This window comes from Planomonospora antibiotica (genome assembly GCF_014647955.1).
GTDB classification, from domain to species: Bacteria; Actinomycetota; Actinomycetes; order Streptosporangiales; family Streptosporangiaceae; genus Planomonospora; species Planomonospora parontospora.
This window is the reverse complement of record NZ_BMQE01000112.1, coordinates 1-3,920: the sequence shown is the minus strand read 5'-3', so window position 1 is coordinate 3,920 and position 3,920 is coordinate 1. Positions and strand designations below refer to the sequence as shown.

The 3,920-nt window shown below is 70.7% G+C and carries 4 protein-coding genes; all 4 read left to right on the top strand.

Annotated elements, in window-relative coordinates; all coding sequences use genetic code 11:
* Positions 1-256 precede the first annotated feature (256 nt).
* The gene (locus IEZ06_RS35485) at positions 257-1,576 is read left to right on the top strand and encodes an MFS transporter (RefSeq protein ID WP_189241051.1); all 1,320 of its coding nucleotides are present in this window, start codon (positions 257-259) and stop codon (positions 1,574-1,576) included.
* Positions 1,573-2,505, top strand: a complete 933-nt coding sequence (locus IEZ06_RS35480) for a PDR/VanB family oxidoreductase (RefSeq protein WP_189241050.1) — start codon at positions 1,573-1,575, stop codon at positions 2,503-2,505. Before IEZ06_RS35485 ends, IEZ06_RS35480 begins: the two co-directional genes overlap by 4 nt.
* An 11-nt stretch (positions 2,506-2,516) precedes the next feature.
* On the top strand, positions 2,517-3,716 hold the full coding sequence (locus IEZ06_RS35475) for a cytochrome P450 (protein ID WP_203872449.1): 1,200 nt from the start codon (positions 2,517-2,519) through the stop codon (positions 3,714-3,716).
* The coding region (locus tag IEZ06_RS35470; RefSeq protein WP_189241048.1) for an alcohol dehydrogenase catalytic domain-containing protein at positions 3,713-3,920 on the top strand (208 nt) is incomplete at its 3' end. The genes IEZ06_RS35475 and IEZ06_RS35470, both read left to right, overlap by 4 nt.

The window sequence follows — 3,920 nt, the reverse complement described above, 5'->3', positions numbered from 1 at the left end:
ACAGCCCGAACTGTCCGGTGCAAGCGACGAAGGGGACATCAGCTCACGTAAAGCCCTCTGAGGACTGAACGCCTCAAGGATGCGTACGGCGCGAGTCAGCACCGACTCGCCGCTGGATGACCTGGCCATGCCTCACATCATCGCTGGTCGCCGACCGTTCTGGCACGGCGTCGTCCATTGAATGGATACGCCGTGGAAGGGCGCCGGTAACCGGCTCATCATCGACTGCTAACCCACCCCCCGAAAGGCCGGTTAGATGCGCACTCATCCTGCGGTGCTGCGCGCCCGCATAGACGAGGCCCCGATGTCACGCCTGCAATGGTCGGCGATCGCCGTATGCGTCTTGCTGAACGTGCTGGACGGCTTCGATGTCCTGGTCATGTCCTTCACCGCTGCCGCCGTGTCGGCCGAGTGGTCCCTGTCGGGCTCGCAACTGGGGCTGCTGCTCAGCGCGGGCCTGGTCGGGATGGCACTGGGATCGCTGTTCCTAGCGCCGCTGGCCGACCGAGTCGGCCGCCGCGCGCTGATCCTGGCCTGCCTGCTGGTGGCCTCGACCGGGATGCTGCTGTCGGCCGCCAGCCAGAACGCCGTCCAACTGGGCCTGCTGCGCATCCTCACCGGTATCGGCATCGGCGGCATCCTGGCCAGCAGCAACGTCCTCGCCGCCGAGTACGCCAACCGGCGCTGGCGCGGCCTGGCCGTCAGCCTCAACTCCACCGGCTACGCCGTCGGCGCCACGGCGGGCGGCGTCATCGCGGTGGCACTGCAGGATTCGTCGGGGTGGCGGTCGGTGTTCACCTTCGGCGGTGTCGCCACCGCTCTGCTCATCGGAGCGGTGCTGTGGCGGCTGCCCGAATCGCTGGACTTCCTGCTCACCCAGCGTTCGCCGCGTGCGCTCGACCGGCTCAACGCCCTGATGACCACGATGAGGCAACCTCCGCTGGAGTCGATGCCCGAGCACCCGGTCACCGCCGAATCCGCGCCCCGCATCCAGCAGATCCTGTCCCGAACCCAGCGCCGCGGCACCCTGCTGGTCTGGGCGGGATTCTTCACTGTCATGTTCGGTTTCTACTTCGTCACGAGCTGGACCCCCAAACTGCTGGTGGAAGCCGGGATGTCGACCAGCCAGGGCATCACCGGTGGCGTGCTGCTCAACCTCGGCGGCATCTTCGGGACCACCCTGCTGGGACTGCTGGCCGCCCGCTTCGCGCTCAAGCACGTCCTGTTCGGCTACACGCTCGCCACGGCGGTGCTGCTGGCCGCTTTCGTGCCCGCCACCTCGGCGTACGCCCTGGTTCTCGCACTGGGCGTACTGATCGGACTGTTCGTCAACGGCTGCGTCGCCGGCCTGTACGCCCTGACCCCCTCCATCTACCCGCCTCAGGTGCGCGCGACCGGCGTCGGCTGGGGCATCGGCGTCGGCAGGGTCGGCGCGATCGTCTCTCCACTGGTGGCCGGGTGGCTGCTCGACGCCGGATGGGGGCCCGGACAGCTCTACCTGCTGGTGGCGATTGCCCTGGTCACCGGGGGACTGGCCGTGCGCGCCCTGCGCACCCCGACCGAGGAGAACCCATGACCTCACTGAACTTGAGAGTCGCGACGAAGACGTGGGCGGCCGACGGCGTCGTGACCCTGACCTTGGAGCACCCGCACGGCGGGCGGTTGCCGGACTGGACGCCCGGCGCGCACATCGACCTCATCCTGCCGAACGGGCTGACCCGCCAGTACTCCCTGTGCGGCGACCGCTGGGACCCGCACACCTACCGGATCGGCGTATTGCGCGAGCCGGACGGCCGGGGCGGGTCGGCCTACGTCCACGACGCGCTGGCCGAGGGCGACCCGGTCGCGATCGGCGGGCCGCGCAACGACTTCCCCCTCGTGCCGTCCGAGCGGTACCTGTTCATCGCCGGCGGCATCGGCATCACACCGCTGCTGCCCATGATCTACCAGGCCGAACTGCTGGATGCGGACTGGCGACTGCTGTACGGCGGGCGGACCCGGGCGTCGATGGCGTTCACCGGCGAGCTGGCCCGCTACGGCGGCAAGGTCACCTACGCCCCGCAGGACGAATGCGGTCTGCTCGACCTGCCCGACCAGCCGCCGCCGGACACCAAGGTCTACTGCTGCGGCCCCGCCGGGCTGCTGGAGGCGCTGGAGCGACGCGCCGCTGACTGGCCCGCCGGATCACTGCGCACCGAACGATTCACGGCCAAGGACCTGACCGCACCCGCCCGTGACGAGCCCTTCGAGGTGGAACTGCGCCGCTCGCGGTTGTCGGTGACGGTCACCCCCGGCCGGTCCGTCCTGCAGGCGATCAACGACGCCGGGATCGGCGTACTGTCCTCCTGCAAGCAGGGCCTGTGCGGCACCTGCGAGACCGGCGTGCTGGAGGGCGAGCCGGACCACCGCGACGCGCTGCTCGACGACGCCGAGCGGGCGGCCGGGGACTGCATGCTCGTCTGCGTCTCCCGCTCCCGCTCCGACCGTCTCGTCCTCGACCTGTGAAGGATCCCGCCGTGACCGTCCTGCCCGTGCTCGACGCTGACCCGTTCGCCCACGACGTGCTGGAAGACCCGGCACCGCTGCACACCGCCCTGCTGGAGGCCGGCCCCGTCGTCCACCTGCCCCGCTACGACGTCTACGCCCTCGCCCGCCACGAACACGTGCACGCCGCACTGACCGACTGGCAGAGCTTCCCGTCCGGAGCCGGCGTGGGGCTGAGCAACTTCCGTCACGAGAAGCCGTGGCGCCCGCCCAGCCTGCTGCTGGAGGCCGACCCTCCCCGGCACGACGCCCCGCGCGCCGTCCTGACGAAGATCCTCGGCCCCCGGGCGCTGCGCAGGCTGCGCGAGCGATGGTTCTCCGAAGCCGAGGACATGGTGGAGAAAGTACTGGCCGAGCACGAATTCGACGCCGTCACGGCGCTCGCCGAGGCGTTCCCGCTGCGGGTCTTCCCCGACGCGGTCGGCATCCCCAGCGAGGGCCGGGAGAACCTCCTGCCCTACGGCGACCACCTCTTCAACGCCTTCGGCCCACCGAACGACCTGGTGGCCAAGGGCGACCCCCGGGTGGGCGAGCTGTCGGCCTGGGTGAACGCCCAGTGCCGGCGCGAGGTGCTGGCCGACGGCGGATTCGGCGCGCAGATCTGGGCGGCGGCCGACCGCGGTGACATCACCTGCGCGCAGGCGCCGCTGGTCGTGCGCTCCCTGCTGTCGGCCGGCGTCGACACCACCGTGCACGGTCTGGCGGCCGTGCTGTACGCCTTCGCCGTCCACCCCGGCCAGTGGCGGCGGCTCCGTGAGGACCCGAGCCTGGCGCGGGTCGCGTTCGACGAGGCCGTGCGCTGGCAGTCTCCTGTGCAGACCTTCTTCCGCACCGCCGACCGCGACGTCGGGATCGGCGGGGCGGTCATCCCCGAAGGCAAGAAGATCCTGATGTTCCTCGCCGCGGCCAACCGCGACCCGCGCCGCTGGGAGGACCCGGACGCCTTCGATCTGTCCCGGGACCCGTCCGGGCACGTCGGCTTCGGCATGGGCATCCACCAGTGCGTCGGCCAGCACGTCGCCCGCCTGGAGGCCGAGGCGCTGCTGACCGCGCTGGCCCGCAGGGTCGAGCGCTTCGAGCTCGCCGGGACGCCCCGGCGCCACCACAACAACACCCTGCGCGCCTGGGCATCGCTCCCCGTCCGCGTTCACCTGGAAAAGAGAAGCCGATGACATACGAAGCCCGAGCAGTGGTCGCCCGAGCCAAGGGCGAGCCGGTATCCGTCGAGACCATCACGGTGCCCGATCCCGGGCCCGGTGAGGCGGTGGTGAACGTGCAGGCGTGCGGGGTCTGCCACACCGACCTGCACTACCGGGAGGGCGGGATCAACGACGAGTTCCCGTTCCTGCTCGGGCACGAGGCCGCCGGGACGGTCG